The organism is Streptomyces sp. NPDC058459 (assembly GCF_042721685.1).
In the GTDB taxonomy this organism is placed as follows: Bacteria; Actinomycetota; Actinomycetes; order Streptomycetales; family Streptomycetaceae; genus Streptomyces.
The window spans coordinates 1-3,309 of sequence record NZ_JBHXLV010000355.1 but is presented as its reverse complement, the minus strand read 5'-3'; the positions used below and the strand labels follow the sequence as shown (position 1 = coordinate 3,309).

The window sequence follows — 3,309 nt, the reverse complement described above, 5'->3', positions numbered from 1 at the left end:
GGTTCATCCACCGGGTCCGGCGGGGGCACGGTCGCTCCACCGGCCGAGAACCCTGTGCGGTCACAGCCGGGTGGCCGGCCAGATGACCAGGGCCGCGACGACGATCAGCCCGATGTTGAGTCCGATCCGGCGGTCCCCACCGGTCAGGTGGACGGCGACCGCCCCGGTCTGCAGGATGACGAACCCGATGGCCGCGACCACCGCCAGGGCAGGAGCGATGCCGGTCAGCGGCGGCAGGATCAGGCCGACGGCGCCGAGTATCTCGACCACCCCCAGCGCCCTCAGCGCGGGCAGGGGGGTCCGGTCGACCCAGGCCATCATCGGTCGGAGTTGATCAGGACTGCGGACCGCCTTGAGCGTGCCCGCGTAGACGTAGAAGAGGGCCAGCAGTCCGGCGAGGGTCCAGTATGCGATGGTCATGGTTCCCATTCATGGGCCACCTGTTTCAGGAGGCCCGTCAGTCGCGTCGGTCGCGTCGAGGTCGGCGAAGATCCGCGGCTCGCCGGTCTTCGCGTTCTCGGTCATGTCCACGAGTTCACCGCCCCTGCCGGACGCTGTCCAAGACCTGTCCCGCCGCACCGATACCTCTTGGGTATCGTCGCAGTGTGGAGCTACGGACCTTGCGTTACTTCGTGGCGGTCGCTGAGGAACTGCACTTCGGGCGGGCCGCCGTCCGGCTGCATATGAGTCAGCCGCCGCTGAGCCGCGCGATCAAGCGGCTGGAGGCCGAGGTCGGGGCCCCTCTCCTCGCCCGCTCGCCCGCCGGCGTCACCCTCACTCCGGTGGGTGCGGTGCTCCTCGACGAGGCGCGGGCCCTGCTCGACCATGCCGACCGCGTCCGGGTACGGGTGGGCGCGGCGGCCGGCACGGCGACCATCACCGTCGGCATCCTGGGCGACGGCACTGATCCGGGAGTGGCGAGGCTGGCCGCCGCGTATCGCCGACGTCACCCCGGCATCGACATCCGCGTCCGCGACACCGACCTGACCGACCCGACCTGCGGGCTGCGCACCGGGCTGGTCGATGTCGCGCTGACCCGCGCGCCCTTCGACGAGACCGCACTGACGGTGCGCGCGCTGCGGGACGATCCGGTCGGCGTGGTCCTGCGCGCCGACGATCCGCTGGCCCGCCGTGACGGGCTGCGGCTGGCCGACCTGAGCGACCGCCGCTGGTTCCGGTTCCCGCAGGACACCGATCCCGCCTGGCAGTCGTACTGGAACGGTGGCAGGCCACGCGAGGGTCCGGTGGTGCGGGCCGTCCAGGAATGCCTGCAGGCCGTGCTGTGGAACGGCACGGTCGGCCTGGCCCCGCTCGGACACGACCTGCCCGTGGAGCTGGCCCTGGTGCCCCTGGTCGACATCCCGCCGAGCCGGGTGGTGGTGGCGTGGAACGAGGGTGACGCCAACCCGTTGATCCGGTCCTTCGTCGATGTCGCGACAGCCGCGTACCGGCACTGACGACGGTGGACCGGTCAGGCGGCGCTCGGGGAGGCCGAGGGGGCGGGGGTGGCGCGGGCCTTGTCCCTGAGGAAGGTGCTCCAGCCGCCGGCGGGGCGCTCGCCCGCGTCGGTCGAGCGGAGCGCGGCGAGGATGCCGGGGCTCCGCACGTCGAGCCAGTCGGCGGACCGGCGGGAGGAGACCACGCGGGCGTCCTCAGCCTTCTCCCTCTCGCGCGCGATGTGCACCAGTGCCTCCTCGACGGCGTCCACGCAGATGCCGCCGTTCCCCAGGTCGGCGAGGGGTCAGCCGACGGCGGCTGCGGCGTGCATCTCCCACATGAGGATCTCGGCGCCCTCGGGGCCGGCGGTGACGCGCTGGCCTTCGGCGCCGGTGATCCGGACGGCGTCGCCGCTGCTCAGCCGGCCGGCACCCTCCAGCTCCGCGGCGCCACGGGCGACGTAGAGGTGGGTGAAGGGGGCCGTGACGATCGAGAGGATGTCGCCGGGCTGCATGCGGGCGACGTGGAGCGCGGCGTCCCGCTGGCGGATGCCGATGGCGCGCTCCTGGGCATGGCGGGGCATGCCGGAGGCCAGGGTCGTCCAGCCGCCGCGTGCCAGTTCGTCGTTGATGTCGACCTGCTCGTAGCCGGGCTTGATGCCGGCTTCGTCGGGCAGGGTCCACATCTGGATGAAGTGCACGGGCTTGTTGTGCACGGGCTCACCGGTCAGGTTCCAGGAGTCGTTCTTCTCGCTGTGCAGGATGCCGGTGCCGGCGCTCATCCGCTGGGCCAGGCCGGGGTAGATCACCCCGTTGTGGCCTTCGGAGTCCTGGTGGACCAGGCCGCCGTCCAGCACCCAGGTGATGATCTCCATGTCGCGGTGAGGGTGGGTGTCGAAGCCGGTCCCCGGCGCGACGACATCGTCGTTGGAGACGAGCAGCAGACCGAAGTGGGTGTTCTTCGGGTTCCAGTGGCGGGAGAACGAGAAGCAGTGCCGCGAGTCGAGCCAGCCGGCCCGGGTGTGGAAGCGTTCACCGGCACGGCGGACATCGAGTGAGGTCATGGCTGGTACTCCAGGGGTCGGTAGCGGCGTCAGCGACCCGCTTTAGTTGAAAATTATACTAAGCCGCTCGTCCTGGCTAGCCGCTTCGCCCCTGATGGTTTACTGTTCAACGAAACGCACGGTGAGTCACCCGTCGAGGCGAACCCCTCCACGTCCTCACCTTCCCGTGCTGCCCCCCGCAGCGCCGAACGAATGGAATCCCCGACAGTGAGCACCCCCGTCAAGCTGGCCGTCATCTACTACTCGTCCACCGGCACCATCGCCGCCCTTGCCACGGCGATCGCCGAGGCCGCCCAGAAGGCCGGCGCGGAGGTCCGCCTGCTCAAGGCCGGCGAGCTGGCTCCGCAGAGCGCCATCGACTCCAACCCCGCCTGGGCCGCCAACGCCGCCGCCACCGCCGATGTCGCCGTCGCCACCCCGGACGACGTGGCCTGGGCCGACGCCGTGATCTTCGGCTCCCCCACCCGCTTCGGCAACATCGCCGCCCAGCTCAAGCAGTTCATCGACACCCTCGGTGGCCTGTGGGCCCAGGGCCAGCTGGCCGACAAGGTCTACAGCGGCTTCACCTCCAGTGCCACCAACCACGGCGGCCAGGAGTCGACCCTGCTCGCCCTCTACAACTCCGTCCACCACTTCGGCGGCATCCTCGTCACCCCCGGCTACACCGACGCCGCGAAGTTCGCCGACGGCAACCCCTACGGCACCTCCCACGTCGACGCCCAGGGCAACAACCCGGTCAACGACACCACCCGTGACGCCGCCCGCGTACAGGCCGAGCGCGTCGTCAAGCTCGCCGCCGCCTTCAAGGC

The 3,309-nt window shown here is 70.9% G+C and carries 5 protein-coding genes; 2 read left to right on the top strand and 3 right to left on the bottom strand.

The genetic code is table 11. The annotated features are described in order from the left end of the window. Positions 1-60: 60 nt before the first annotated feature. Positions 61-420, bottom strand: a complete 360-nt coding sequence (locus tag ACFWN1_RS32455; RefSeq protein WP_384370079.1) for a DoxX family protein — start codon at positions 418-420, stop codon at positions 61-63. A gap of 185 nt (positions 421-605) precedes the next feature. On the opposite strand from ACFWN1_RS32455, the gene ACFWN1_RS32450 reads away from it, so the two are divergent. Beyond that, positions 606-1,457, top strand: a complete 852-nt coding sequence (locus ACFWN1_RS32450; protein ID WP_384370076.1) for a LysR family transcriptional regulator — start codon at positions 606-608, stop codon at positions 1,455-1,457. Between the two features lie 14 nt (positions 1,458-1,471). On the opposite strand, the gene ACFWN1_RS32445 is transcribed toward ACFWN1_RS32450, so the two are convergent. Continuing rightward, positions 1,472-1,708 (bottom strand): hypothetical protein, encoded by a 237-nt coding sequence (locus ACFWN1_RS32445; RefSeq protein WP_384370073.1) that lies wholly within the window; start codon positions 1,706-1,708, stop codon positions 1,472-1,474. A gap of 33 nt (positions 1,709-1,741) precedes the next feature. Further along, a complete protein-coding gene (locus ACFWN1_RS32440) occupies positions 1,742-2,500 on the bottom strand; it encodes a pirin family protein (RefSeq protein ID WP_384370070.1) in 759 nt (252 codons plus the stop codon). A 207-nt stretch (positions 2,501-2,707) separates the two neighbouring features. On the opposite strand from ACFWN1_RS32440, the gene wrbA reads away from it, so the two are divergent. Next, a partial coding sequence (gene wrbA, locus ACFWN1_RS32435) for an NAD(P)H:quinone oxidoreductase (RefSeq protein WP_384370067.1) occupies positions 2,708-3,309 on the top strand: 602 nt, incomplete at its 3' end.

Excerpts from the sequence above, each read along its gene's own strand:
- ACFWN1_RS32455 (WP_384370079.1), bottom strand. The coding sequence starts at position 420 with ATGACCATCGCATACTGGACCCTCGCCGGACTGCTGGCCCTCTTCTAC.
- ACFWN1_RS32440 (WP_384370070.1), bottom strand. The coding sequence starts at position 2,500 with ATGACCTCACTCGATGTCCGCCGTGCCGGTGAACGCTTCCACACCCGG.